Source organism: Undibacterium sp. WLX3042, from assembly GCF_049544825.1.
GTDB lineage: Bacteria > Pseudomonadota > Gammaproteobacteria > Burkholderiales > Burkholderiaceae_D > Undibacterium.
Genome location: NZ_CP186698.1, coordinates 3145338 through 3171905, shown reverse-complemented (window position 1 = coordinate 3171905; position 26568 = coordinate 3145338). Strand labels below are relative to the sequence as shown.

The 26568-nt window shown below is 48.5% G+C and carries 19 protein-coding genes and 1 CRISPR repeat array; of the genes, 10 read left to right on the top strand and 9 right to left on the bottom strand.

Going from position 1 to position 26568, the window contains the following annotated elements; all coding sequences use genetic code 11:
* Nucleotides 1-97 precede the first annotated feature (97 nt).
* The 8 genes from ACPAOP_RS14330 to ACPAOP_RS14295 form a co-directional block, all read right to left on the bottom strand.
* Nucleotides 98-409: a high-potential iron-sulfur protein gene (locus tag ACPAOP_RS14330; RefSeq protein ID WP_423681771.1), complete on the bottom strand. Its 312-nt coding sequence runs from the start codon at nt 407-409 to the stop codon at nt 98-100.
* Between the two features lie 544 nt (nt 410-953).
* Nucleotides 954-1331: a hypothetical protein gene (locus ACPAOP_RS14325; RefSeq protein WP_423708468.1), complete on the bottom strand. Its 378-nt coding sequence runs from the start codon at nt 1329-1331 to the stop codon at nt 954-956.
* A gap of 152 nt (nt 1332-1483) precedes the next feature.
* A complete protein-coding gene (locus ACPAOP_RS14320; RefSeq protein WP_423708467.1) occupies nt 1484-4570 on the bottom strand; it encodes an efflux RND transporter permease subunit in 3087 nt (1028 codons plus the stop codon).
* Entirely contained in the window at nt 4560-5723 is a 1164-nt protein-coding gene (locus tag ACPAOP_RS14315) for an efflux RND transporter periplasmic adaptor subunit (protein WP_423708466.1), read from the bottom strand. Before ACPAOP_RS14315 ends, ACPAOP_RS14320 begins: the two co-directional genes overlap by 11 nt.
* Nucleotides 5720-7102, bottom strand: coding sequence for a TolC family protein (locus ACPAOP_RS14310; RefSeq protein ID WP_423708465.1), 1383 nt, complete (start codon nt 7100-7102; stop codon nt 5720-5722). Before ACPAOP_RS14310 ends, ACPAOP_RS14315 begins: the two co-directional genes overlap by 4 nt.
* A 106-nt stretch (nt 7103-7208) precedes the next feature.
* Nucleotides 7209-8597 (bottom strand): sensor histidine kinase, encoded by a 1389-nt coding sequence (locus tag ACPAOP_RS14305; RefSeq protein WP_423708464.1) that lies wholly within the window; start codon nt 8595-8597, stop codon nt 7209-7211.
* A gap of 5 nt (nt 8598-8602) precedes the next feature.
* Nucleotides 8603-9271 carry a response regulator transcription factor gene (locus tag ACPAOP_RS14300; RefSeq protein WP_423681779.1) on the bottom strand — a complete coding sequence of 223 codons (669 nt, stop codon included), beginning with the start codon at nt 9269-9271 and terminating at the stop codon, nt 8603-8605.
* A 416-nt stretch (nt 9272-9687) separates the two neighbouring features.
* Entirely contained in the window at nt 9688-10110 is a 423-nt protein-coding gene (locus ACPAOP_RS14295) for a hypothetical protein (protein WP_423708463.1), read from the bottom strand.
* A 655-nt stretch (nt 10111-10765) separates the two neighbouring features.
* Between ACPAOP_RS14295 and ACPAOP_RS14290 the strand changes: the two genes are divergently transcribed.
* On the top strand, nt 10766-12274 hold the full coding sequence (locus tag ACPAOP_RS14290; RefSeq protein ID WP_423681782.1) for a tyrosine-type recombinase/integrase: 1509 nt from the start codon (nt 10766-10768) through the stop codon (nt 12272-12274).
* Between the two features lie 296 nt (nt 12275-12570).
* Here the strand turns inward: ACPAOP_RS14290 and ACPAOP_RS14285 are convergent, their stop codons facing one another.
* Nucleotides 12571-12843, bottom strand: coding sequence for a DUF1778 domain-containing protein (locus ACPAOP_RS14285; RefSeq protein ID WP_423681784.1), 273 nt, complete (start codon nt 12841-12843; stop codon nt 12571-12573).
* A 437-nt stretch (nt 12844-13280) separates the two neighbouring features.
* On the opposite strand from ACPAOP_RS14285, the gene cas3 reads away from it, so the two are divergent.
* From cas3 to ACPAOP_RS14240, 9 genes are all read left to right on the top strand, one after another.
* Complete coding sequence (gene cas3 / locus ACPAOP_RS14280) at nt 13281-16049, top strand: CRISPR-associated helicase Cas3' (protein ID WP_423681785.1); 2769 nt, start codon at nt 13281-13283, stop codon at nt 16047-16049.
* On the top strand, nt 16046-17701 hold the full coding sequence (casA, locus tag ACPAOP_RS14275; protein ID WP_423681786.1) for a type I-E CRISPR-associated protein Cse1/CasA: 1656 nt from the start codon (nt 16046-16048) through the stop codon (nt 17699-17701). Before cas3 ends, casA begins: the two co-directional genes overlap by 4 nt.
* Before the next feature lie 137 nt (nt 17702-17838).
* A complete protein-coding gene (gene casB / locus ACPAOP_RS14270) occupies nt 17839-18348 on the top strand; it encodes a type I-E CRISPR-associated protein Cse2/CasB (RefSeq protein ID WP_423681788.1) in 510 nt (169 codons plus the stop codon).
* A 46-nt stretch (nt 18349-18394) separates the two neighbouring features.
* A complete protein-coding gene (gene cas7e / locus ACPAOP_RS14265; protein WP_423708462.1) occupies nt 18395-19450 on the top strand; it encodes a type I-E CRISPR-associated protein Cas7/Cse4/CasC in 1056 nt (351 codons plus the stop codon).
* Between the two features lie 3 nt (nt 19451-19453).
* Nucleotides 19454-20215 (top strand): type I-E CRISPR-associated protein Cas5/CasD, encoded by a 762-nt coding sequence (gene cas5e / locus ACPAOP_RS14260; protein ID WP_423708461.1) that lies wholly within the window; start codon nt 19454-19456, stop codon nt 20213-20215.
* A 5-nt stretch (nt 20216-20220) separates the two neighbouring features.
* Nucleotides 20221-20967, top strand: coding sequence for a type I-E CRISPR-associated protein Cas6/Cse3/CasE (cas6e, locus tag ACPAOP_RS14255; RefSeq protein ID WP_423708460.1), 747 nt, complete (start codon nt 20221-20223; stop codon nt 20965-20967).
* Nucleotides 20968-20970: 3 nt separating this feature from the next.
* Nucleotides 20971-21882 carry a type I-E CRISPR-associated endonuclease Cas1e gene (gene cas1e / locus ACPAOP_RS14250; protein WP_423681793.1) on the top strand — a complete coding sequence of 304 codons (912 nt, stop codon included), beginning with the start codon at nt 20971-20973 and terminating at the stop codon, nt 21880-21882.
* Nucleotides 21863-22165, top strand: coding sequence for a type I-E CRISPR-associated endoribonuclease Cas2e (cas2e, locus tag ACPAOP_RS14245; protein ID WP_423681795.1), 303 nt, complete (start codon nt 21863-21865; stop codon nt 22163-22165). Before cas1e ends, cas2e begins: the two co-directional genes overlap by 20 nt.
* A gap of 100 nt (nt 22166-22265) precedes the next feature.
* Nucleotides 22266-25897: direct repeats of the CRISPR family, unit length 29 nt; unit sequence GTGTTCCCCATGCCCATGGGGATGAACCG.
* A 368-nt stretch (nt 25898-26265) separates the two neighbouring features.
* A complete protein-coding gene (locus tag ACPAOP_RS14240) occupies nt 26266-26562 on the top strand; it encodes a recombinase family protein (protein WP_423681796.1) in 297 nt (98 codons plus the stop codon).
* Nucleotides 26563-26568: the final 6 nt, after the last annotated feature.

The window sequence follows — 26568 nt, the reverse complement described above, 5'->3', positions numbered from 1 at the left end:
CAGTGGAACCATGTGTAGCACCGTATGTAGCAAAGACATCAATACGATGCAGGCAGGTTTCCGATGTATAACCGGAAACCTGCAGATTCAGCCTTGCTTAGGCTTTCTTAGCCCAGGCTGCGCACCAGCCTTTGGCGTTGACCAGCTTGTTACCCATGGCACCACAGGCAGCCCAGCTGTCAGTAGCTTTACCTTGAAACAGCATGCAGTTGGAGCAGGTTTTTCCTGCTGCATAGGCAGGGAACTTCTTGGCATCGACTTTCGTTGCATCGTTTTTATAACCCAATGCTACTGCAGCAGCATCAGTTTCCGCGATCTTTTGCGCTTGCGCCTGCGTCAGTCCGCTGGCTGACATGGTAAGAGCAACGACCGGAATAGTTTTGAAAATGAATTGGCGACGTGACGTCATGGCAATGTCCTTTGGCTGGTTCATAGAAAAAAATTGAAACTACTCTTGCAAGTCTATTCTTAATATCAAAGCCGGATGTGAGTTGAATCAACAAAAGATTAAAATTTGTGGTTGCCTTATGCATTTTTTTTACTTTTTATTGTATGCGTGGCATCTGATAAGACGAATTCAGTTTGCACAATTCCGGGCATTAATTTCTTGCTTTTTCTCTGATAATTCCGACTTCACTGTCTCCAGCATGACGTAAAACGATATGGCTGAATTTCGCCGGAACAGTTAAGGTCTTTCCCTCAGCTTCAAAGTTAAATTCTGACGCTCTCCCTGCCTGATCAAGCGAAAATATCTGCGGGCGAGATGCGTTTTTTTTAATTTGATCACAACATCTTCGTTGACCTCGCTGACTTCGAGGGGGTACAAGTTACTATTGCTATCACCTTGGATCTTGTATGTGAATAGCTCATGTTCTCTGACGGCTTTCTGGCATCCTGCTGCACACATCAACAGACAAGCCAGGGAAATAATTTTAAATATGTTCTTCACTTGCTCACTCCGGAGTCTGTTGTTTAATTTTTGCCATATACAGCTGTGCCATCAGACCTTGTATCTCTGATCGACTTATCGTTGTAATGTGTTCGCTTCTTTTATGGAAGTTAATCCCGAGGTTGACCTTATAGAAATAGCTTACACCACCTTTGAAATCGTTTTCTATCTGATCGCCACTGAATGTGACAACATCTAATTGATGTTTGCCCGGCGAAATTTCCAGTGTGATGAAGGTATCGGGTGCCAGAGAAGCAATGTCTTTCTGATCAAGACTGACGCTGGTTGGTAAGCTCGCCGCAACCAACCCTGAACGAACAACATACAGCTTTGCCTTCTCTGCTGATGGAGGTCCCAGTTCCTTAGCCTGTTTTTCCTTCATATCGCCTGCCCGAGCAATGGACGCACATTCCCTCCATGAGCCAAATATGCGGCATGCGACCATTGAATCCGTACTATACGCAGGTATAGTAGCAACACAGCCAAGAAAAGCAGAAATGCTTAAAGCGGTGAACTGAGGTGCCTTCATCAACTTTACTCTTCCTCCCTGGCTTTATCTTTAAACAGCGAATAGCTCAGAGGTAACAACAGTAAAGTGAAAACAGTCGCAGTAATAATTCCTCCCACAATCACCACCGCAAATGGTCGCTGTGTTTCTGATCCGATTCCATGAGATAGTGCGGCAGGCAATAATCCCAGTCCTGCCATCAAGGCTGTCATCAGAATAGGGCGTAAACGGGCAACGGCACCTTCAATCGCGCTGGGGAAATTCATATCGTTCTTTCTTTCGAAATCAAGAATTTGTTCCAGCATGATGACGCCGTTTTGCACAGAAATACCTGCAACAGCAATGAAACCGACTGCAGCAGATACTGAAAAATGCAGACCTGCGACAGCGAGACCGGCAATGCCACCAACCATGGTAAATGGCACCATGACCAGTACAAGTAAGGCCATCCTGATTGATTTGAATGCCCAGAATAACAAAGCGAAAATCATGAAAATAGTCACTGGAACAATGATCGCCAGACGCTTCACAGCACGCTGTTGATTTTCAAACTGACCGCCCCAGGTTATAAAGTAACCTGGTGGCAAATTCACTTGTTCACTGACTTTCTTTTGTGCTTCAGCAACAAAGCTTCCCTGATCCCTACCCAGTAAGTTTGCCTTCACCGACGTATTGCGACCGCCGGCTTCACGGCTGATGCGGCTCGCGCCTTGTTTTAGAACGATTTTGGCAATATCGGCAAGGTCTATGGTTCCCGCGCCGTTAGGTAAGTTAACCTGTAATGTGCCGATGCTGTCGATGGAATTGCGGTAAGCCGCTTTCAGACGAATCGTGATATCAAACCGCTTGTCACCTTCAAAAAAAGTATTCACCGGATAATCGGCGAGCGCGGTTTGAATCACGGTATTAACGTCTGCCACGTTAATACCTAAGCGCGCAATTTTTTCGCGATCGATCACGATGTTGAGTTCAGTTTGCCCGCCGATTTTGACGGCATCGACGTCCGTCGCGCCTTCTATGCCACGTAAGATGTTGGCAATCTGTTCGCTTTTCTGCGTCAGAACGTCCAGATCCGGACCGAAGATTTTGATCGCAATTTCTCCTTTGACGCCGGACAGAGACTCTTCAACATTATCCTGAATGACCTGTGAAAAATTGGTCGGAACGCCGGGTAAGACGCCGATTTTGGCAGTCATATTGGCGATCAGACTTTCTTTATCTTTAAATTTCCATTCACTGTGCGGTTTGAGTTCGGCCAGAATTTCCATATTATTCGGACCTTTCGGGTCCGTGCCATCATCTGGTCGGCCGACGTGAGCCACAACGGATTTGACTTCCGGATAGCTGAGTAAAATCGATCGTACCTGACGTTCTATATCCTTAGTTTTTTCCAACGCCGTAGATGGTGGCAGGCTGATGGTCAGCCAGATATTTCCTTCATCAAGTTTTGGTAAAAATTCACTGCCCAATTGCGGAGCGAGACCTAATGTGACAACAAGAATAGATGTCGAGATCAGAATCACACCACGTTTTTTCTTTACTGCAGAATGGAGCAGTTCCCGGTAAAACTGTTGTGCATTCTCCAACCACTGACTGTGTCGCTCCGCGAGACTGTGTTTTTTCATTGTCAGTGTCAGCAAAGTCGGAATCAGGGTGATCGTCAGAATCAGAGCGCCGAGCATGGCAAAACTTAAGGTCAGCGCGACTGGTGAGAATATTTTTCCTTCCACCCGTTGAAACGTGAAGATGGGAATAAACGCCAGAATAATGATGGCTTTAGCAAACAGAATAGGGGGGCCCATTTCGACCACGGTATCTTTGAGTATGTGTTTTCGCCACAGGAACAAATTGCCATGTTCCTCGTTATGTTTCAGCGCCAGCCTCACCATTAATGCTTCCACCAATACGACAGCGCTGTCGATAATGATGCCGAAATCCACTGCACCCAGCGAGATCAGATTGGCCGGAATCCCCCGCAGATCAAGCATAATGAACGCGCACATCAGCGATAAGGGAATCACCGTGACGACAATCAGGGCAGCGCGCCAGTTACGCAGGAAGACAATCAGAATCGCGACGACCAGAACAGCACCGACGACCAGATTCTCAAAAACAGTCATGATCGTATGATGCAGTAAATCAGTGCGATCATAGATCGGACGTATTTTGACACCCCGTGGTAACTTGGCATTGACGATGTCTATTTTTTTCTTTAACTCATCAATGATTTTCGCTGCATTACCGCCTTTGGTCATCTGCACGATACCCAGCACGTAGCTGTCACCCTGGTTGTACGAGACGATGCCGGAACGGGGGTGATGTGTGATTTCTACGTCCGCCACATCGGATACCAACACAGTTTTTCCGTTCTTTGCATTGATAATGACGCGACCGATGTCTTCTTTCTTTTCGAATAAGCCCTGACCACGAACGACCAGCGCTTCATCGCCACGGCGTATCGTGCCGCCGCCGACATTGCTGCTGTTGTTGGTTAATGCCTGACTGACCTGGTCGAGCGTGACGCCATAACGTTTTAAAGCGTTCGGATCAACCTGCACCTGATATTCTTTGACCGTACCACCAAAACTGACCACGTCGGCGACACCGGAAACAATGCGTAATTCCGGACGTATCGTCCAGTCTTGCAAACTGCGCGCATCGTTTTCGGACATTTCCTTAGGAACTTCCAGCACATAGCGGTAGATTTCACCGACGGCTGTCGTCAGCGGCGCAATTGTCGCCTGTACACCTGTGGGCAGTGTGACACCTTGCAGTCTTTCGAGCACCTGCTGGCGTGCGAAATAATCATCGGTTCCATCTTTAAATGTGATGGTGACCACAGACAATCCTGTAATCGAAACGGAGCGTAATTGCGTCTGCCCGGGAACGCCGCTCATTTCGCGTTCTATTGGCAATGTCACTGCACGTTCAACTTCTTCGGCTGCCTGTCCCTGGTATTGCGTGACAATCTGCACTTGTACATCCTGCACGTCAGGAAACGCTTCAATCGGCAAATTGCTCATCGCGCGATAGCCGAAGAAAATTAAGGCGACCGTCAGAACTAAAACAAAAACGCGCTGGGTCAGGACAAAATCAACAAATTTATTGAGCATGTGATGCAACCTCAGCGTTGAGTAACAGCGCGCCTTCTTCAACGATGCGTTGTTTGTTGTTCAGTTCAGTGTTCGACGCAACGTCGGCATAACTGACATCACGGTCTTTGCGCACAATATTGATTTTTTGTTTTTGAAATTCACCCGGGCGTTTTTCCAGGAAGACGTAGTTATACAGACCTTCAACGATCAAAGCAGAATTGGGTATCCGAAACGCTTTCTTATCGTTATCAGCCAAAAAGGAGACACGCGCAAACATTTCGGGGCGCAGCTTCATGTCTTTGTTATTTAAGACGCCCCTGATTTGTATGCGCCGCGTCGTTGGATCGAGCGCTAAACCAACACGATCAACAATTGCATCAAAGATCTGATCGGGATAGGCGTCAAATTCAAGCTGTATCTTTTGTCCGTTCTTGATATTGCTGATATACCGTTCCGGCACATCAATGAGTACCCACAATCGGTTTAAATCCGTTATCGTCAACAAGGGAGCCGCGGCATCAGGACGCACTTCCAGCCCGGGATTAATTTGTTTATCGCTGATCAGCCCGCTGATCGGGGCTTTCAGTACGAATTGCCCATTTTCGCTACCATGTGCATTCAGGTTACGCATGCGCAAACCGGCACGTTTTGTTTCTGCTGCAGCCTGCAGATAATCGGCTTCGGCAGATTCAACATCCTTACGCGCAATCACTTCCTGCTCGAGTAACTTTTGCGCCCGGTCCAGATTCAATTTTTTTCGTTGCTGATCCGCTTTCGCTTTTGCAAAATCAGCGTCTGCCGTTGCCATATCCGGCGAATCCAGTATCAGAAGGGGAGTATCTTTCTTGACGTAATCGCCAATTTCAACAGTGGAGCGGATGACACGTCCTGCGACCGGCGAGCTGATACGGCTGGTGACGTTTTCATCATAAGCAAGTTTGCCATTCATCGTGTCCGCAATCGGTAAGCTAACCTCACTTATAGCTGTTAATTTGATTGAAGCCAGCTGCGGTGCATTTGCCGGGTAGCTTATTTTTCCGATCTCTGCTTTCGCTATGGGAGGCGTCTCTGATTTTGTTTCAGCAGCGGTGACCCGCTTGCCGGAATAGATGACAGTAATACCTGCTAAGGCAAGCGTGATAATCACAATAGATAAATGACGTAATTTCATTTTTGTTCCAATTCTTCCAGACTGATACGCAGAGACATGCCTGCTTTTGCCAGATCAGCTTTTGTATAGATCGCATCCAGTTCGATAGACCGGTATGTCCGTCGTGCGTCCAGCACATCCATGACTGGTACTGCGCCGTTTTTAAAAGCAAATTCAGTGGCTTCTGCTGATTTGCGGGCTGCAGGGAGCAATTCGTTTTGAACGCGAGCCAGCTGTGTTTTGGTTGTCTGCAGCGATTCAATTTGCAGGTTTAATTCGCTGCGTGCAGCATCCGTTGTTTTTGCTAAGTTCTCTTGTGCCGCATCAACCGCAACTTCGGCAGCCCGGATTTCGCCCTGAAATTCATAGCGGGTAAATAAAGGGATTTGCACAGAAATCCCGTAGCTGTTTCCTGAACCAAGCTGATTTGCCGGACTGGTTGGATAGTGTTCAAACTGCAGACCAACGGTGATGTCACGGGTTTTTGCCGCTAAGGCTAATTTTCTTGCTGTGAGCGCCGCTTCCAGACGCGCCTTCGCCGCTGCAACGTCGGAGCGTTTCTGAATCAATTCATCAGGCGGCAAGCTTGCTGGAAAATTATCAGTGGCAGGCCAGTCGTTAGCCACACGTATAGACTGGAAATTTTCTTTTATTCCCATTAGCAAAGCCAGGGCACTTTGTGCACGTTTTAGCTCGTTGGCAGACTGGAGCAGATCGTTTTCAGCGCGTAAAGCATCGATGCGTACCCGGGCAACGTCGGCACCAGAAATATCTCCCGATTTTTTTCGTTTATTCGCTGCATTCAGCGTGGCTTGATAAGAGTCTGAATTTTCCTGGCTGATACGTAGTTTGTGCTGTGCCGCTAAGAGATCATAATAAGCAGCGCTGACCATTTGTTTGAGTTGACGTCTGGTATCGTTGAAATCCAGCCGGCTGGCTTTTTCAAGATGCGTCGCCGTCTCTATCCGTAAATCACGTTTACCGCCGCGTTCGATCAGCTGATCAATTCTGAGAGTGCTGTCGATCGTTTTATTTCTCAGCGAACCCGCACCTATACCTAGTCTGGGATTGATTCCGTTGCTCTGGATAGTCAGGTTGGGATTGGGTGCTGCGCTTGCGACCGTGGTGGCAGCTTCAGCATTGTCGACATTGGTTTTCCCGAGCTTTAAGTCGTGGTTATACTGAAGCGCGAGTTGCATCGCGCGCTCCAGACTGAGAGGCGATAAGCCGGCTTCCGGCAGATTTCCGGAAATGCTGCTGTTGTTATAGGCTTGGTCTGGCAGTTTCTGAGTCGGTTCAATGAGCGTCTGAGCATAGCAAGAGGGGGCAGAGCTGTATGCTGCAATGGCTATCCCGACTACCCAATGAAACTTTGCCAGTGAAGAGCAAGGTTTAGTCATTTTTGTTCTGCATAATGGGATTAATACATGAAACCATTATGCAAACCTATACTGTCAATAACATGACAGTAAGCTGACAAAATCCTGACAACAAAAAATTTATTGTTTACTCCGCACTACGGATCGCCGGAAAGTGCACTGAAAAAATAGTGCCGCCCGCTTCAGCATCCTTGATCGTAATTTGCGCATTGTGATCTTTCACAATGTCGGCAACAATCGCAAGACCGATACCATTACCATTAACGCGCTCACCAGTACCCTCGGAGATACGATAGTGACGATGAAATATCAGTTCTCTCTCAGCTTCCGGGATGCCCGGCCCGTTATCCTCAACTGAAAAAATAACTTCTTTGTCCTTGGTGAGCGTATTCACCGTGACGATACCGCCCTCCGGCGTATAGGTAATTGCGTTATCTATCAGATTTTCTATCAGATCACGCAGCAGAAAAGCATCGCCGGAAATGCGTGCCGGAGAAAGCTCAAAACCCAGATCAATATTTTTTTTATCCGCTGCACTTAAAAAATTCGGAATACAGTCAGCCACTATCATGTCCAGTGATAGCGGTTCAAGTCTTTTGCGTTCAAACTTGCTGGGTTCTGCTCTCGCGAGCGATAGCAACTGATTGGTTTGTCGTATCATGCGCTCTGTCGAAATCATCATCAGCGAAACAGATCTGGCGGTTGTACTCTCACTGGCATACTTATCCTGCAACCATTCGATTTGCGCTTTTAATCCGGCAAGAGGCGTACGTAACTGATGCGCAATATTTGCCAGAAATTCTTGCTGTGCATTCGAGCCGGTTTCAATTTTTTTGAGCAAACGGTTAATGGCTGTCACGACGGCGCCTAGCTCAAGTGCATTTTCTTCCACAGGAATCGCTGACAGTGCATCAAAATCTCGCTGATTCAGGTCGGCCTGTATTTTTTTCAGTGGTAACAAACCTTTGGTTACTGCAATCCACACCACACCAAGAAGTAAAAAAGTGAGTGTGCCTTCAATAAAAATTAATGCGGTCAGTATTCGGGTACGGATTGCATTCCTTTTCTTTAAAGTTTCACCTACATGAATGACGACAACCTGTTCGCCAACTGAGAATTTAATGCTGACGATACGGATTTCTTCTCCGCGCATCATGTCGTCCGAAAAATGAGGTTCATCGAGACTTTCCAGTTCACTTTGTTGCGGGAAGTCTTTATCTCCTGCCAGTGTCTGATTGTTCTGATTGCGGATTGCAAAATAAATGGTGTTGATATGATCAACCCTCAAAACTTGTTCTACGGAAGAGGGCAGATCCACGCTTATGCCAACACCGTTCGTATTCAAGCGGGTCGCCAGCGCCCAGCAAGTATCAGCCAGACTTTGGTCAAATGCAATCTGTGCAGGTTCCCAGGCAAGCCAGTACACAAGCCCGCCGCCAATGAAATTCACGATCAGGATAGGAATCAGTAACCACCCTAAAAGACTGCGGCGAATACTTGGCTGCCCTGAACTCATCAATCTCACTTTTCCTCTTCCAGCATGTAGCCAAAGCCACGAATGGTCCGGATCATTACCCTTGCATTCTGCAATTTCAAGCGTATCCGGGAAACATAGACTTCAATTGCATTGACTGAAATATCGCCGTCATGCGCCAAAATAGCATCGATAATTTGCTGTTTGGATACCACCCGATTTTCATTTTTAAGCAGATATTCAAGTATCGTCCATTCACGCGCAGACAATTCAATGCTTTGGCCGTCCACGGAAGCTCGTTTCGTTTGTGACTCAAGATGCAATAAGCCAAGCCGGATTCCGACAGAGGCTGGGGAACTTCGTCTGACTAATGCTTTTAAACGCGCGACTAATTCCAGGGTGGAAAAGGGTTTGACCAGATAATCATCTGCTCCCAGTTCAAATCCTTTGACCCTGTCTGATATCGCATCTCTGGCTGTCAGCATCAGAACAGGAAAATTGTTACGCTGAATTTTCCGTATCTGATGCAGGACATCAAACCCATCCATATCCGGCAAGCCGATATCGAGAATCATGACAGAGATTTTTTGTTCCTGAGCGATAAAACAGGCATCTTTACCATTATGGGCAACATCTACCAACATACCATGCTCACGCAGCATCTGAGAGATGCCTTCTGCCAGAACCGGATCGTCTTCGACTAAAAGAATATGCATAAGTGATAGAGAAAATAAGCTGCAATTGAAGGCGCTGTTTCTTTGTGTTGCTGACATTATTGCATGAGCGCAGACTGACGGTTGTCCTTTAACACGGATCATGCCGCGCAACGAGATCGGACATATCCGCGTTGCTGTACAGGATGGACTAAAAAAACCTCGGTCGCCGTAGGTCGCCAGCAAATACTTTTGCGGATATCCTGAACTAATGATCAGAACTGGTAATTGAACGTCAGAGAACTGGCACTCAGACGCTAAGCAGTGTATTGAATGACCATCCTGAATCACCGTGGCAAAAGAGCAGGCAGAACGATCACTTTTCTGATGGGATGAAATTCAAAAAGCCTTATCAATTTTTCTGAGAAAGACCGCTTGAATGCAGAAAAAGTGATCTGTGCAGAGATCACTGAATCTATTTACTCGAACCAGGAAAAGACTACTTTTTTATGCGCTCCGTTTTTGATTTCAATTGACTGTGTTTTGGTTGATCCCTCGCGGATGGCTTCAATCCGATAATAACCGTCTGCGAGCTTCGCGAATAAATAAGGCCCGTCACTAACAGTGTCCAGCAAGACTTTTCCCTGTTTGTCGCTGAGACGCACATGAACGTCAGCGAGATAAATTTCCTTACCTGCCGATTTGACAGTGAAAATACACTCGAGCGGATAATTTGCAGCTGCCCGTTTCATTGCATTTGACTCATCCGAGCCTATGCCGCCAGAAACATAGGTAACGCCATGTTCTGTTTTCTCGGCAGGTAAATTCTGTTCACTGGCTTGTACATTCGCGGAAAGCGAAAATATCGCACAACAAATGACGGTGCTTAAAAACTTATGCATGAGCTACTCCTGTTAGGTAGAGTGGTGTAACACGACAGAATCATGAGCCGCAAATTTCGCCTGACAAAACCTCCTTCAGGAACCAAAATTTTTCAATGACTTTTCTCGGAAGCATCATCTTTGTTCACAGTGAGCCTTCTCCGATAAGATTTACGATAGGTCTGATTAATTTTATTGATTTGATTTGAATCAAACAATACATTTGGAAATGAATCTTCACGTCCTTTTGATGATGTGGGGGAACTTCGGACTGCGTGGCTATTTTTGTTCAATCACAGTGTGAAAAGTTACGCAAAGCAGCGGAGGGAATTTGGCTCAGTGTTAAAGGGGGCTACTGATTTTTTCTTACCAAATGCCCCAAAATAAAAAGGACTTACAAATATGAAATTTGTAAGTCCTTGATTTTATTGGTCGGGACGGTGTGATTCGAACACACTACCCCTTGCACCCCATGCACTTAATTCAGTGTCCAATAAGATCCAATAAAATTCAACGTTATTAAAATTACTGTGTTAATTCAATGAGTTATGTGAATTTAGTGTCCAGTGATGTCCAATGCTGTAAACTGTAATCCACGGATTTTTTCTTACCAAGTTCTTACCAAATAAATGCCTCATCGCTGGGCAGCAAATGGTAAGAATTTTCTAGGGTTGATATGCCAGCATTAACAACAACAAAAATCGAGAAATATAAACCTACCAAAAACACCGAGGTGCTCAGTGATGGCAATGGGCTTTCCGTTCGCTTTAGGAAAAGTCAGTCAGGAGTCGTTTCCATGAACTGGTTGTACACCTACCGTGTTGGCACACAGTCAAATTACATTACGATCGGCGAATACAATGAATTCCTGAGTGACGTTGACGCAAAGATCTTTGAGATGCCGCCTGCCACAAAATTATCCCTGGCAAATGCGCGTTTAATAGCATTGTTTTTTAAGTCTTTGCGGGATAGGGGTTTAGATCCCAAAGAATACATCCAAACTGAAAAAGATAGACTTCCAATCGAGCGACAACGATTAATCGATGAGGAACTGGCTCAGCAAAAGGAAGCAGAACAGAAGGCTAAGGAGCTTTTGCGTCAAAATTTGACGGTCAAAGATATGTTTGATGCATGGATAGTTGATGGTGTCAGGCGCAAGGATGGAAACGAAGTTCTTCATAGGACCTTCAATAAAGATGTTTTCCCCCTAATCGGTCATATTCCTATCAAAGACATCACTGAGCATGAGTTGCGGTCTGTTTTGCGCCAAATGGTTGCACGAGGGGTGAATAGAACAGCCGTGCTCATGCGCAACTCGCTGGCGCAGATGTTTTCCTGGGCAGAAAAGCGCCAGCCGTGGCGTAAACTGCTCGCAGAGGGAAATCCTATGGACTTGATCGAAATTAAATATATCGTTAGTCCAGATTATGATATGGACAACCTGCGGAACAGGCGCTTATCAGAAAGCGAGATCTTTGAGCTAAGCAATATCTTCAAGGAGAAGCAGTTGGCATTTGATAACGCCCCAAACAGACGTAGCTGCGAACGTCCAATTAGTATCGCTTTGCAATGTGCTATTTGGATACAACTTTCGACTATTTGTCGTAGTGGAGAGATGTTGATGGCGCGATGGGAGCACGTCGATTTCGAAAAGGGAGAGTGGTACATACCCCGAGAAAACGTCAAAGACAACGTGAATGAGATGATGGTTTATCTCTCTCCATTTGCCTTGAATCAGTTCAGATTGCTATTTGAGGAGACAGGTGATACGGAATGGTGTTTCCCAGCAAGGCATAAGCATAACGAGCACGTGTGTATTAAGTCTATGGCGAAACAAGTCGGGGACCGGCAATCAATGTTCAAAAAGGGCAATGATGGTGAGCCAAGAAAGCCGATGAAGAATCGACGCCACGATAACTCGTTTGTACTTGGAGGCGGCAAGGACGGCGCATGGACCCCGCACGACCTTAGACGAACCGGCTCCTCAATGATGCAGGCCTTAGGTATTCAAAATGATGTAATTAATAAATGCCAAAACCATGTTTTTGCTGGAATGAGTAAAGTTGATCGACATTACCTGCTTCACGCATTTAAAAATGAGAAGAAGAGTGCTTGGGTTGAGCTAGGTAAAAAACTGACTGAAATTTTCAACAACGAATTCAATGCATCTACAATCGAGGACTGAACACTTTGCTATATTTTGTCTTTCCTGATTTAAAATTCGCAATGATTCAGTCCTCCCTTCCTCAGGCTATCTCCAATTGAAAATGTTTGCCACAAGGTCTTTATAGACAGAATCATTTATTGCTGGGTAATGTTGAAGCTTGACGCTGGTGGTAATCCTGCTTTGGAGTACCGATGCACCAAACCTAATGCCTTGTGCACCGAGTTGATTACCATCTTTAGAAAATGGCTTCGCCGTACGCAAATCCATCCAAAAGGTAGGTAGTCTCTACTGGCTGAAGTGCGCCGCTTGCAAACTCATGCCTTGACTTTGCTCCAAGGAGCCGTCACGGCCATGAGGCGTTCAAGCCCAGGATTGTTGCTGGGCAGGGCGTTGAGCATTGCATTGAACTGTTGGAGCTTGTCGGTATTCAGGTTGAAAAAAACCTGATCAAGCACCACGGCCTGTGCTTTGTCGCATGCGGCTTCGAGCATGAAGTCCGAACGATTTTTGCCCAGCAGGGTTGCAGCATGATCAATTAAGTCTCGCTGCTCAGGCAAAGCCCGCAGATTGATGGCGGCATCGCGCATGGTTTCCCCTTTGATTGTATATGCAATAGATATACGAATCACAGTCACATGTATAGCCGTTGTCAATACGACATTTGTCAGTACCGAAGTAGGTGTTGACATCAAAAATGGGTGCGAATGAGTGTGACCTTACCCAAATAAATATTGTCTCTGCTTCAAAACTATAGTAGCGCGTGGCACTGATTGGGGGAGGTTCACAGCTAGCGCTGATGAATAGAGAAAAGCTGTATTTTGAGTGGCTAGCGGGTGAGTGTAAACTTGTGGCAATTCATAATGTATGAATTTCAATTAACTAAGACGACCGTATAGTTATTATATATATTGACATATTTTATACTTGTTATTATATTTGTAATATCTAATTGGTTATTTTAATTATCTAAACTTGATAAAGACTAAGAGGAGCGTTTCAACATAATTCGATAGAATTTCAATATATGACAGGCAGATTCGCGCACTACCAATATTGGGGCAAAGCCAAGCCTTCAAGGGAGTGTGGCGACGAGTATCATTTATTAGTTTTCCATTCATTGGACGTGGCGGCGGTAGGTGTCAGTTACCTCAGGGACTCCAAAAATTTTCTTCAGGCGGCTAGTCAATTATTGAACTGTTCAGAGGCCGCTTTTTTAGAATGGACAGCATTTCTCCTTGCCTTGCATGATCTTGGTAAATTCAGTGAAGCGTTTCAGTCACAACGTGAAGACCTGATATCGATCTTGCAGCAGCGGCTTCCTAATCCAAGTAAGTTATATTTGGAGCGCCATGACTCATTGGGCTTTTGGTTATGGGATGACGATCTGGTCGAGGAAGATATTTTACTCAAAATTGGCATCGACAATTCATCGCGCACCCAGAGAGGATTGCGCAGTTGGATGCAGGCAGTCACTGGGCATCATGGTATGCCGCCGAAAGCTAACGGTCAGGTCAATTCGTTTTTTCTCAGGAGTGATAAGCAGGCTGCCGGTCAGTTTGTGCAGGCAATGGCAAGCTTACTATTGACCGACGAATCCAGGCGTATTCCGCTTCAGACAGGGGCTGATTTTGAAACGAATAGTCAAATGCTGTCATGGTGGTTTGCTGGCGTGACCGTATTGGCTGATTGGCTGGGATCCAATACGAATTTTTTTTCTTACCAGCAGCAAGAGCAAGATTTAGAAGAATACTGGTCTGCAGTAAAGAGAAAAGCAGACCGTGCACTGGCACATTCCGGTGTGTTGCCTGTGCCGGTCAAGCCGGGGAAACAGATCAGGGACTTTTTCACGTATATCGATGAGCCATCGCCGTTACAGCACTGGGCAGCAACGGTAGGCATCCCGCAGTCTCCGCAGATTTATTTATTAGAAGACGTCACTGGTGCAGGTAAAACAGAGGCGGCGCTCATGCTGGCTTATCGCTTAATGGCGCAAGGCGCGGCAGAGGGATTTTTCATTGGACTACCGACGATGGCAACAGCGAATGCCATGTACCATCGGATAGCGGATGTCTACAGAAAGCTCTTTGAGGGGAATGCGAATTTAACGCTGGCACATGGCTTCAAAACGCTGGTCGATAAATTTGCTATTTCCATTTTACCTGACGACGAACCTGAGCATGATCCCGCTCAGTCAGATGAAACGGCGACGACCCGCTGCACGGCATGGCTGGCGGATCACACCAAGCGGGCGTTACTCGCATCCGCAGGTGTTGGTACTATCGATCAGGCATTGCTTGCTGTTCTCCACAGCAAGCATCAGTCTTTGCGGTTACTCGGTTTATATAACAAGGTATTGATTATCGACGAGGTTCACGCCTGCGATGCTTATATGCAAGGCGTATTAGAAGTGCTGCTGAATTTTCATGCGCGGACGAATGGTTCTGTGATTTTGCTTTCCGCTACTTTGCCGGTAGACATGAAGCAGAGCCTGATCAACGCTTATACCAGAGGGCGTAATCAAACAAGTGTCCCGCTTGTCAACTCCATCGACTATCCATTAGCGACCTGTTGGTACGACGGTCAGACGAGGCTCAGTGAAACTGCACTTTCCTCGCGGGCGAATGTCTCCCGGACAGTGCAGGTACATTACGAATCAGATATTGATGCAGTCTGCGCACATATTGATGCTGCTTTAAAACAAGGGCAATGTGTAGGATGGATTCGTAATACGGTCGCTGATGCGATGGCAGCTTACGAGCGCTTTTCAGTCAGTGTTCCAGCAGACAAAATCACCTTATTCCACGCCCGTTTTTCCTTGCAGGACCGGCTGAATAAAGAAGCTCAGGTATTGCATTCTTTTGGCGGGAAAAGTACACCTGAAGACAGACAAGGTCGCCTGATGATTGCAACTCAGGTCGCAGAACAGTCGCTGGACGTGGATTTCGATGTTCTCATCACTGACCTTGCGCCGATAGACCGTGTACTTCAAAGAGCCGGGCGCTTGCAACGTCATGTACGTGATGCGCAGGGTAAGCGCATCAGCGAGACAGGTGCAAAGGATGCTCGCCCCGCTGCATGCTTATGGGTGTTTGCACCTGCATGGACAGTACAGCCCAAAGCGGACTGGTATGGCGCCGTATTTAAAACCGGGCAATACGTATACAAAAACCATGGCCAATTGTGGCTCAGTGCACAGGCGTTACAGAAAGGCTGTTTTACGATGCCAGCTGATGCGCGGACGATGATCGAGCAGGTGTTTTCGAAAGATGCAGTATTGCCCACGTCACTGACGGTGAGCTCCCTGAAAGCGCAAGGTCAGGATATGTCCGAAGCCAGTCTGGCCCAGCAAAATACCCTGAAAATAGCAGCAGGTTATCAGCGCGGAGATATCGGTGATTGGTGGAGCGAGGCGAAAACACCTTCCCGTCTTGGCGAAGAAACGTCAGAGATCATGTTGGCAAAATGGGCAGGCGACAATCTGGAGCCGTGGGCAAGTGGCGTCTGGTCTTACAGCATGGTGAAGGTGGCCACACGCTTATTGGCGCGGATTGATCCGCCTTCAGAACCTGCTGCGCGCATAGCTTATGACAGATTACATAAAACGTTGCCGGGTGAAGGAAAGTGGTGCGGCTTATTGCCTTTGTCGCGACGGGCAGATGGTGTCTGGCAAGGGCAAGCATGGACGGCGGGAAATGAAAAATCGGGAAAAAAATCAGAGCTGCTGACCTGGTTGTATGACGAGAATTTTGGATTGCGGGTGGAGAAAGCTCAACAAGGAGAAATAGACGAATGAATTTGTTGGAAGAAAAATGGCTGCCAGTTCGCCGCAACACTGGCCGCATTGACTGGATTGCGCCTTGTCAGATAGTTGAGGACGATATCCTTGCCTTTGCTGCTAACCGGCCTGATTTTAATGGTGCGTTGGCTCAGATGATGGTTGGCCTGCTGCAGACAACTTCGCCCGTAAATACTGAGGGAGATTGGGAGGAGTGCATCGATTCGCCGCCAACGACTGAGTTGCTGCAAAAATGGTTTGCCCCCGTTGCTGATGCCTTTATCCTGGCTGGTGACGGTGCACGTTTTATGCAGGACTTCAGTCTGACAGCGGGAACCGAATGTGCGATAGACGCACTGTTGATTGATGCAGCGGGTGGCTCGACGATTGATAAAAATACCGATCACTTTGTTAAGCGTGACATCTTTAAAGCGATGTGCCCGCATTGTGCCGCAACTGCCTTGATGACATTGCAAACTAATGCTCCGGCAGGTGGCGCGGGAAACCGTACCAGCTTACGCGGTGGTGGTCCATTAACCACGCTGGTGGTGGCAACGCCCTCGCGCAGCCTGTGGCACGACCTGTGGCTGAACGTAAAGCCGCAACGCCTGTTTCTGGAGCAGGGCGGCGATGCAGAGAAAAAAGCAGCCCACTTCACATTTCCATGGCTGGCTGATATTGCCAAAATTCAGACCGCAGGTGGTGAGGCCCAGCCGCTGCAAACCCATCCTCATCATGTGTTTTGGGCAATGCCTCGCCGTATCCGCCTTGATTTTGCGAGTGTCCAGACGGGGCAGTGCGATATATGTAAGCGTGAATCGACGCAATTGATACATCGTTATCTGACCAGGCCGCAGGGCTTGAATTACAAAGGGCCATGGCACCATCCATTTTCCCCATACTACGAGACGAAGGAAGGCTGGTTGCCCGTGCATCCGCAACCCGATGGATTCAGCTATAAACATTGGTTGTCCTGGGCGATGGGCAGTTCGCACAATAAAAAAAATGTGCAGGCAGCAAGCATCGTGAATTATGTTGAAGGGCAGCGCCGGAATAAAGCGGGAGCCTTGCGTTTATGGGTGTTTGGCTATGACATGGATAACATGAAACCCCGCTGCTGGTATGAAACCCGGTTTCCTTTATATCAGCTTACGGATTGTGACCGCGCTACCCAGAAGAACTTTCAGGATTTAGTCAAACGCCTGATTGAATCAGCAGAGCAAGCTATTTTTTACTTACGTCAGGCGGTCAGGCAGGCCTGGTTTGGGGATAGTGATTTGCGGGGCGATTTAAGTTTTGTTGATAAAGCTTTTTGGGATGGTACTGAACTACATTTTTATCGCTGTCTGGAAGGTTTAATCCGGCAAGCACATTCTGAAACCGGTATCAATGAGGACGACAGTCATTTCCTCATCAGTTTTGGCGAGGCGTGGCTGAGCGTGTTAGCTAAAAAATCTTTGCACTTATTTGACGTTGATATTGTAGGTGCTGGCTCCATCGCACAACAAAATCCGCGGCGAATTGCGGAAGCCTATAAAGGTCTGGAAAGAAACCTGTCTGGTAAAGCGATCAAAACAATTCTGCAGATTCCAATAGTGAATCAAACAGAAGGCCCGGGCAAGCAGGGCAAATCAGGCAGCGTGAAAAAAAATCCAAAAACAAAGACGTAACAGGTAAGCAGATAGTGAATGTCAGGCAGCACCGTTTATAGCAATTGAAAGTGAATGACGGTGACGTACTTTGGTTTGATCGGTGCTGAATTATTGACCAGTTTACAAACGGAATCGTGTTCGCAGGAGTATTAACTATGCAAGAAAAAATCAGTTTCAGTCCTGAGAGTCATTTAGGGCAGACGTTGCATCAATGGTGGGTTGATCTGAAAGATGACCGTGCCAGCCGTGCCATGTTGCGTCGTTGTTCCACATTAGATGAAGTGAGTCTGAATCCGGCTTATCAGCGTTTTTATCGTTTCATGCTCGCACATCGCTGGCCTGCTGAATCGACAAACACGCAAAAAGATAAATTAGCCGCTATTGCGAGTTTATTGGCGCATGTGATAACAGATGATCAGGACCCCGTTGGGGTAAGGATGTCAGTATTGGCAGGCGATAAACCCTTGGTTTCAGAACTTCGTTTCCGGGGTTTGTTGAAAATTGACGATATGGATGATTTATTCGTCAGTTTGCGCCGTACGCTTCCGCTGATCAAAAATCAGGTGAATGTTTATCAGTTGGCTCACGATATCTACTGGTGGAATGACATCACAAAAAAACGGTGGGCATATGACTACCGCTGGCCTGTCAAACAAAATACTTAATCCCCGAAGTTATTTGCGAACAACATATCAATATCAAGGAAAAAACATGTCTCGTTATATTCAATTACATATCCTGACCAGCTACCCTCCATCAAATCTGAACCGTGATGACACCGGTCGCCCAAAAACAGCCGTAGTCGGAGATTCTGTACGCCTGCGCATTTCTTCGCAAAGCCTCAAGCGTGCCTGGCGTACTTCGGATATTTTTGAGTCTGTCTTGAAAGGGCATATCGGTACCCGCACCAAAGAAATGGGTGTGCATGTCTATCAGACGCTCGCAAAGCAGGGTGTCAGCGAAAAAAATGCGCGCGAATGGGCAAAAACCATAGCCAGCCAATTCGGAAAATTAAAATCGGACAAAAAGAACGAAGGTGGCGAGGATCTGCATGTTGAGCAACTGGTGCACTTCAATCCTGAGGAGGAACAGGCGATAGCCACCTTAGTGGATAAACTGGTGGCAACTCAGGAAGCGCCCACCGACGAAGATCTGAAATTATTGCGCAAACAGCATAGCGCTGCTGATATCGCCATGTTTGGTCGTATGTTGGCTGCCTCGCCAGCATTTAATACAGAGGCAGCAGTGCAAGTCGCTCATGCGATCACCGTACACAAAGCAGCTGTTGATGATGATTATTTTACGGCTGTTGATGATCTGAATAAGGGCGAGACAGATCAAGGCGCTGCGCATATCGGTGAAACCGGATTTGGCGCAGGGGTGTTCTATTTATACCTCTGCATTGACCGCGCCTTGCTATTGAAAAATCTGGGGGACGATACAGAATTAACCCAGCAGGCACTCAATGCGTTGCTGCATGCAGTCACCAAAGTATCACCGACTGGCAAACAGAATAGTTTTGCCTCAAGAGCTTATGCCGGGTATGTACTCGCTGAAAAAGGCGATCAACAGCCACGCACACTGGCGCAGGCTTTTCTCAAGCCAGTGAAAGACCCAGATACCTTAAACCGTGCGGTGACTGAATTGAACCGGCAGCGTAAAAACTTTAATACCGTGTACGGCGACTGTGCTGATGCCGTGCAGGAATTCAATGTGGAAGCAGGAACAGGCAGCCTGAGCGAAGTCGCTGAATTTATTGTTGAGTAAATCATGGAGACCTTGATTTTTCAACTGCAAGGTACCATGGCGGCCTGGGGGGAAGTGGCTGTCGGCGAATATCGCCCCAGCGCTGATTACCCAGGTCAATCCGCTATTGATGGATTGCTGGCTGCCGCGTTGGGTATAGACAGGGATGATCATGCTGCGCACATGGCCTTGTGTAACAGCTATCGTATCGCGATTGGTGTAGTGAGTACCGGTCGATTATTGCGCGATTACCATACCGCGCAAGTACCTGGACGCACCGATCTGAAAAAGCGGCCACATGCCACGCGTCGTGATGAATTGTCGTTGCCCAAACAAGATCTCAACACGATTCTGTCCACCCGCGATTATCGTCAGGATGCTTCTGTCCTGGTTGCCGTGCAGGCATATGCAGATGCCCCTTACACATTAGTTCAGTTGGTGGAAGCATTGAAGAAGCCCAGATTTATTCTGTATCTGGGTCGCAAATCCTGCCCTATTGCCGCACCTCTGCATCCTTGTATTTTAGATGCGTCAACGGTTGTAGCTGCTTTATCTACTTATCAGCAACAACTGATGGCACTGTGGCAGAAGACCTCAGTAGCACCTCCTGCAGGCAATGAGATTACTATCCAAAAAATTGTCTGGGGAGATGATTTTGGTACGGATGATCTAGCGACGATGGGGGTGTTGCGTGATTTCAGTATCACCCGCAAAGATCAGTTGATCACCCGCCAGGGTTGGCTATTTGCAGACAGAAGCGAACACATCGCCTTAATGAAGGAATGAGCCCCATGTATTTTAGCGTAATTACCCCGGTGAACTTGCGGCAGGCTGCGCATGAAATGGCGCAGTCAGCCGCCTACGCCGAACATCAATGGCTATGGAAATTTTTTCCCAGCAGTCAGGATCAGCAACGCGATTTTATTTTTCGTCGCTATGATCAGGAAGTGACGCCCCGCTTTTATATCGTCTCAAAGCGTGAGCCTGTTGCGTTTAGTGAAGTATGGCAGGTACAGAGCCGACCTTACGCTCCGCAATTATCAGATGGCCAGCATTTATCGTTTCAATTGCGTGCTAATCCTGTTATCACCAAAACAAACGACAAAGGCAAACCTCAGCGACATGATGTTGTCATGGACGCCAAGAAGCGTCTTTTGCTTGAGCACGGACTGACTGAAGACGCGACGTGGCGGGATTGGAAGCGAGACGACAAACCTCTGCTTTACGATTTGACACAACAGACTTGTCTCGACTGGTTGCAAAGTCGTTCAGATCGCCTTGGCTTTAGCATCGTTGCGGCGAATGTTGATGCCTACCAGCAGCACAGGGCGGATAAGCAGCATAAGCAGCACAGGGCGGATAAGCAGCATAAGCAGCGCAGGGCGGATAAGCCAGAGATCCTTTTTAGCACCGTGGATTTTTCCGGGGAATTGATCGTTACTGACCATGAACTATTTCATCACACGCTTTTTCACGGTATAGGGCATGCCAAAGCATTTGGCTGTGGTTTGCTACTCGTGAAAAAATCTGAAAGCTGATTGATGCTTCCGCCTTTAAAGCCCATTCCGATTAAAGAGCGGCTATCTGTACTGTACGTCGAAAAATGTCAGCTCGACGTACTCGACGGAGCCTTTGTTGCCGTAGACGTTACAGGTGTACGTATGCACATTCCAGTTGGTGGCGTTGCCTGCCTGATGCTGGAGCCTGGTGTCCGCGTCTCCCACTCAGCTTGTGCGCTGGCTGCGCGTGTTGGCACCTTGCTGGTATGGATAGGGGAAGGGGGCGTCAGGGTCTATTCATCGGGGCAGCCGGGTGGTGCACGTGCCGATCGTTTGCTGTATCAGGCGAAATTAGCGCTCGATGACGATGCGCGCCTGAAAGTAGTCAGAGCGATGTACAAATTACGTTTTGGTGAAGCCCCCCCACAACGACGCAGCGTAGAACAACTGCGTGGCATCGAAGGCGCCAGAGTCAGGGCATCGTATCAGCTGCTTGCCCAGCAGTATGGGGTAGATTGGAAAGCACGCAATTATGACCGTCAGGATTGGGATGCGGCAGATATACCCAATCGCTGTCTTTCTGCTGCGACTTCGTGTTTGTATGGCGTGACAGAAGCAGCGGTTCTTGCTGCCGGTTATGCACCGGCAATTGGTTTTATCCATAGCGGAAAACCACTCTCTTTTGTCTACGATATTGCTGACTTATATAAATTTGATACGGTAGTTCCGATCGCATTTAGCGTCGCTGCCAAGCCCAGTCAGAATCTTGAGCGTGAGGTGAGGATACGCTGCCGCGACGCATTTCGACAAAGCAGGCTGCTCGAACGCATTATTCCTGATATAGAAACCATTCTTTCTGCGGGTGGGCTTACTCCACCAGAATTACCCGAAGAATCCATTCCTCCTACAATCCCTAACCCAGAGAGTATCGGCGATGTTGGTCATCGTTCTTGAAAATGCGCCACCACGTTTGCGTGGCAGGCTTGCTATCTGGTTGCTGGAAATTCGTGCCGGTGTCTATATTGGCAATTATTCCCGACGTCTTCGCGAACACATCTGGGATCAGGTCACCGAAGGAATCGAAGAAGGGAATGCAGTCATGGCTTGGCGCACCAACAATGAAGCAGGATTCGATTTTGTCACAACAGGCAGCAATAGACGAATCCCTGTTGAAATGGATGGTACAAAACTCGTGTCATTTTTACCTGAACTAAGTGACGTAAATCGTCAAAATTAAGTAAGTCAGCGATCTTTAAAAATTCAGAAAAACGCAGAAAAAATTCGGTAGAATTGCGGAGCTCTTTTTTGTCCTTAATAATCAATCGATTATATTTGGTGTGTTCCCCATGCCCATGGGGATGAACCGCAGAACTGTCCGTGTCAAAATTCAAAAGTGATAGTGTTCCCCATGCCCATGGGGATGAACCGCCTTGCCACCTTTGGGAACCCATGCTTATCAGGTGTTCCCCATGCCCATGGGGATGAACCGCCGTGGGAACGTCACTGGCCGGGGCCGATGCCGTGTTCCCCATGCCCATGGGGATGAACCGTGCTGACGGATGCCGTCGCGGATCTGATCACACGTGTTCCCCATGCCCATGGGGATGAACCGCCATGATGTTTTTTTCTTTTTGCGCGATCGTCGTGTTCCCCATGCCCATGGGGATGAACCGCCCTGCGCAAAGAGAACGAGAAGTTGCGTGAAGTGTTCCCCATGCCCATGGGGATGAACCGGTAGAAGCAGAAAACAATACGACCATCGACATGTGTTCCCCATGCCCATGGGGATGAACCGCCATCGCGTATCACATTGATACAGGCAGTCATGTGTTCCCCATGCCCATGGGGATGAACCGACCCTCGGTTTTGGAGACCGATGCTCTACCAGGTGTTCCCCATGCCCATGGGGATGAACCGCAGTCGCAATGGCTGATCAGGCCAGAGAGGCAGTGTTCCCCATGCCCATGGGGATGAACCGCCCATGTGCTTGACGATGACGTATCTTGTGCTGTGTTCCCCATGCCCATGGGGATGAACCACATGGGCAATTTGCATCAGAAACCCATCTGATGTGTTCCCCATGCCCATGGGGATGAACCGCAGCACGGCTGATTCTGTCACGCGACCATGGAGTGTTCCCCATGCCCATGGGGATGAACCGTTGGAGTAGTGATAGATGCTGCCTTCACCGGTGTGTTCCCCATGCCCATGGGGATGAACCGTATCACCGGCAATGTTTACATCCTCTAACGTAGTGTTCCCCATGCCCATGGGGATGAACCGGACGCATTGCTACCGCCCTGTACGTCAACTGCGTGTTCCCCATGCCCATGGGGATGAACCGTTCAATCATGCCGCCAGGTTCTAATCCAACCAGTGTTCCCCATGCCCATGGGGATGAACCGCTGACCGAGGATCAGAAATTGACTCTGGATAGGTGTTCCCCATGCCCATGGGGATGAACCGTGTTTGCAGTGGGCGCATTTCAATTTCCTTTCGTGTTCCCCATGCCCATGGGGATGAACCGATGGACATGGATTTTCTCTCTGGAAGTCAGCTGTGTTCCCCATGCCCATGGGGATGAACCGGCAACCAGCAAGCCGCACCATCGGGCACCACAGTGTTCCCCATGCCCATGGGGATGAACCGATTCCCGTCCTCGTCCCACTCCGATGCCATAAGTGTTCCCCATGCCCATGGGGATGAACCGGCTCCCCTGAGTGGATTGCCTACCGTGTAAGCGTGTTCCCCATGCCCATGGGGATGAACCGTGTGGAGCGATCCCCAAACCGGCGCATATCAGGTGTTCCCCATGCCCATGGGGATGAACCGCAATGCTGCGTAACAACGTGTTTGCGTTGTTATGTGTTCCCCATGCCCATGGGGATGAACCGTCTTTGCGATTGTCACGCTGGTTAATGACTCAGTGTTCCCCATGCCCATGGGGATGAACCGGCAATATGGTGTCTCCATGGCGACTCGCAGCGGTGTTCCCCATGCCCATGGGGATGAACCGGTGGCCGAGCTGGGGGAAGATTAATTGCTGAGGTGTTCCCCATGCCCATGGGGATGAACCGGCACTCATCAATTTTGTCTTTCAGCTCATCAAGTGTTCCCCATGCCCATGGGGATGAACCGATGAAACTGATATTTTTCTCAGTGCCATCAATGTGTTCCCCATGCCCATGGGGATGAACCGCATCTGCGCAATCAGTCGTTCTCTCCAGTCAAGTGTTCCCCATGCCCATGGGGATGAACCGCATTGCACCTTGATTTGCAGCGATTGGTGCGAGTGTTCCCCATGCCCATGGGGATGAACCGCAGAGAGCGCAACCGGTTCCCGTTTGCCTGCTGTGTTCCCCATGCCCATGGGGATGAACCGCTATCCTCATCGCAAAAATGGCACCAAAGTACGTGTTCCCCATGCCCATGGGGATGAACCGTCCCAGAAGGGACTACGCCAGAGCAGGCAATGGTGTTCCCCATGCCCATGGGGATGAACCGTTTGATTTTGCTAAATCTCTTTCTGATGCTGGGTGTTCCCCATGCCCATGGGGATGAACCGCCTGAACTCTCGAAAGAGGACTATCAAACAAAGTGTTCCCCATGCCCATGGGGATGAACCGATTGTTCATTCAGTCTTGAACGCAGTGTCTCCGTGTTCCCCATGCCCATGGGGATGAACCGCCATTAATTATGAATTTCCTCCAACTTGTACAGGTGTTCCCCATGCCCATGGGGATGAACCGCCTTTAACCTTCGGCGCGTCGGCAATCAGGCCGTGTTCCCCATGCCCATGGGGATGAACCGCATTAGGGTTGCGGGAGTTTTATGAAAAGCTAGTGTTCCCCATGCCCATGGGGATGAACCGGTAACGGCTTCGCCTTTGCCGCTTCGGTAACGGTGTTCCCCATGCCCATGGGGATGAACCGTCAGGGCAAGGCGCCAGACGTCAGCCCCTCATGTGTTCCCCATGCCCATGGGGATGAACCGCGCCTGATGCGGCGAGTAGATGGGTGTGGCGAGTGTTCCCCATGCCCATGGGGATGAACCGACATTCGGCTGTCACGAATCGGGATCAGAAAAGTGTTCCCCATGCCCATGGGGATGAACCGCCTAAACTGCGCTGCAAACCGCATGAAATATAGTGTTCCCCATGCCCATGGGGATGAACCGGGGTGAGTACAAATTCGACAAAACAGGATGTAGTGTTCCCCATGCCCATGGGGATGAACCGAGTCCCGTTTTTCCGCGGTAACAGTCCCAAAAGTGTTCCCCATGCCCATGGGGATGAACCGGCAGCACGGCAAGGATATTCCCCTGAGCATGAGTGTTCCCCATGCCCATGGGGATGAACCGGACATCGTTACTGAAGCGGCAAAGGCGAAACCGTGTTCCCCATGCCCATGGGGATGAACCGGACATCGTTACTGAAGCGGCAAAGGCGAAACCGTGTTCCCCATGCCCATGGGGATGAACCGCTGCGCGAGAGTTTCATTGATCGCCGTGGCATGTGTTCCCCATGCCCATGGGGATGAACCGTTGTCGTCGTACGTTCGGACACGGCGGGCGTGGTGTTCCCCATGCCCATGGGGATGAACCGCCGATTTAATTGGGCGTCAAATTGGAGTTAAGGTGTTCCCCATGCCCATGGGGATGAACCGAGAACCCACCCAGCCTAACAGAGTCCATCCTAGTGTTCCCCATGCCCATGGGGATGAACCGTGATTTTTTTCCAGTAAAGGAAGGTGAGTGATGTGTTCCCCATGCCCATGGGGATGAACCGCATAATGTCGCCCAATCGCACATTACGATGTCGTGTTCCCCATGCCCATGGGGATGAACCGCCTCGATCCGCATTCGTCGGCGTTCAGGTATCGTGTTCCCCATGCCCATGGGGATGAACCGCAAACGGACTCGATACGCTGTGCTGCTGTCCAGTGTTCCCCATGCCCATGGGGATGAACCTCAATCCGGATCTGTACACAAATCAGGGCTAATGTGTTCCCTGTAACGTGTGGCTGAAAGTATGTTTTTCACCACGTCTATCTCACCGGCAATGGCATTTGCAAAAAGGGTCTGCAAATTTGGAATCTGCAATAACTGAGGTTGCCTGCAAATGAGATCAATCACCTGTTTAGTTGATTCCAGTTGATAAATTTCTTGAGCTGGCTCGTCTTCAATATTGAGTGGCGCTATATATTCACGGTGAATAGATAAATCTGCGCTTTGGATAGGTCCAGATTCAGGTAAAAGAACAGCGTCAGAAAGTGGAAACCCTACAGAGACATAGGGGTCGGTGTTTTCTGATGGAGCAATATTGAGTGCGCGCCAACAGTGATCGTTCTTCAGCTTGGAAAACTTGACCTGACTTCTCCAGCCGGAAAATTGATGCTGAATATGTTGGCCGCCGTTGCTGAAATGGAGCGGGACTTATTAGTTGAACGCACTCAAGCTGGGCTGGCACGTGCAAAAGCTGAGGGTAAGGTGCTTGGTCGGCCAACGAAAACCAATGATGAACAACGAGAGCAAATAATTAGTCTTCATAAGCAGGGAGCGTCAATCAGCTCGTTAGCGCGAAATTACGGTATTTCGCGAGCGAGCGTAATGAGAATTACAGGAGCTTTATCTTGATCCTGA

Bases quoted from the DNA above. Each gene is read 5' to 3' on its own strand.
- ACPAOP_RS14285 (WP_423681784.1), bottom strand. From the start codon at position 12,843: ATGCGCGATGCCGCCATCAATCTGCGGGCTTTGCCTGAGCAGCGAGAC.
- cas3 (WP_423681785.1), top strand. From the start codon at position 13,281: ATGACAGGCAGATTCGCGCACTACCAATATTGGGGCAAAGCCAAGCCT.
- ACPAOP_RS14320 (WP_423708467.1), bottom strand. From the start codon at position 4,570: ATGCTCAATAAATTTGTTGATTTTGTCCTGACCCAGCGCGTTTTTGTT.
- cas1e (WP_423681793.1), top strand. From the start codon at position 20,971: ATGCTTCCGCCTTTAAAGCCCATTCCGATTAAAGAGCGGCTATCTGTA.
- ACPAOP_RS14290 (WP_423681782.1), top strand. From the start codon at position 10,766: ATGCCAGCATTAACAACAACAAAAATCGAGAAATATAAACCTACCAAA.
- ACPAOP_RS14310 (WP_423708465.1), bottom strand. From the start codon at position 7,102: ATGACTAAACCTTGCTCTTCACTGGCAAAGTTTCATTGGGTAGTCGGG.
- cas5e (WP_423708461.1), top strand. From the start codon at position 19,454: ATGGAGACCTTGATTTTTCAACTGCAAGGTACCATGGCGGCCTGGGGG.
- ACPAOP_RS14300 (WP_423681779.1), bottom strand. From the start codon at position 9,271: ATGCATATTCTTTTAGTCGAAGACGATCCGGTTCTGGCAGAAGGCATC.
- ACPAOP_RS14325 (WP_423708468.1), bottom strand. From the start codon at position 1,331: ATGAAGGAAAAACAGGCTAAGGAACTGGGACCTCCATCAGCAGAGAAG.
- cas2e (WP_423681795.1), top strand. From the start codon at position 21,863: ATGTTGGTCATCGTTCTTGAAAATGCGCCACCACGTTTGCGTGGCAGG.
- ACPAOP_RS14305 (WP_423708464.1), bottom strand. From the start codon at position 8,597: ATGAGTTCAGGGCAGCCAAGTATTCGCCGCAGTCTTTTAGGGTGGTTA.
- ACPAOP_RS14315 (WP_423708466.1), bottom strand. From the start codon at position 5,723: ATGAAATTACGTCATTTATCTATTGTGATTATCACGCTTGCCTTAGCA.
- ACPAOP_RS14295 (WP_423708463.1), bottom strand. From the start codon at position 10,110: ATGCATAAGTTTTTAAGCACCGTCATTTGTTGTGCGATATTTTCGCTT.
- casA (WP_423681786.1), top strand. From the start codon at position 16,046: ATGAATTTGTTGGAAGAAAAATGGCTGCCAGTTCGCCGCAACACTGGC.
- cas6e (WP_423708460.1), top strand. From the start codon at position 20,221: ATGTATTTTAGCGTAATTACCCCGGTGAACTTGCGGCAGGCTGCGCAT.
- cas7e (WP_423708462.1), top strand. From the start codon at position 18,395: ATGTCTCGTTATATTCAATTACATATCCTGACCAGCTACCCTCCATCA.
- ACPAOP_RS14330 (WP_423681771.1), bottom strand. From the start codon at position 409: ATGACGTCACGTCGCCAATTCATTTTCAAAACTATTCCGGTCGTTGCT.
- casB (WP_423681788.1), top strand. From the start codon at position 17,839: ATGCAAGAAAAAATCAGTTTCAGTCCTGAGAGTCATTTAGGGCAGACG.